This is a genomic window from Marivita sp. S6314 (genome assembly GCF_023015985.1).
In the GTDB taxonomy this organism is placed as follows: Bacteria; Pseudomonadota; Alphaproteobacteria; order Rhodobacterales; family Rhodobacteraceae; genus Marivita.
In genome coordinates, this window is sequence record NZ_JALKAO010000027.1 from 1 (window position 1) to 497 (window position 497).

The 497-nt window shown below is 60.0% G+C and carries 1 protein-coding gene; it reads left to right on the plus strand.

Annotated elements, in window-relative coordinates:
- On the plus strand, positions 1-497 hold a 497-nt coding region (locus MWU54_RS18620; protein WP_247086757.1), incomplete at both ends, for an AMP-binding protein.

The following is a 497-nucleotide window of genomic DNA, read 5'->3' on the forward strand; positions in this document are numbered from 1 at the left end:
ACATCGGGCTCGACCGGGCAGCCCAAGGGGGTTGTGCACTCAACAGGTGGATATTTGGTTTACGCCGGCCTCACCCATGAGGTTGTTTTTGATTACCACGATGGCGACATCTACTGGTGCACCGCCGATGTGGGGTGGGTCACCGGGCATTCCTATATTGTTTACGGGCCCTTAGCCAACGGCGCGACCACGCTGATGTTCGAAGGTGTGCCGACCTATCCGGATGCGTCACGTTTTTGGCAAGTTTGCGAAAAACACAAGGTAAATCAGTTCTACACCGCCCCGACCGCGATCCGCGCCTTGATGGGCCAGGGTAACGAATTCGCAACCAAATGCGATCTATCGTCCTTGCGAATCCTCGGCACGGTGGGCGAACCGATCAACCCCGAGGCGTGGAACTGGTACAACGACGTCATCGGTGGCGGCCGCTGCCCCATCGTGGACACCTGGTGGCAGACCGAAACCGGCGGGCACCTGCTGACCCCGCTGCCCGGCGC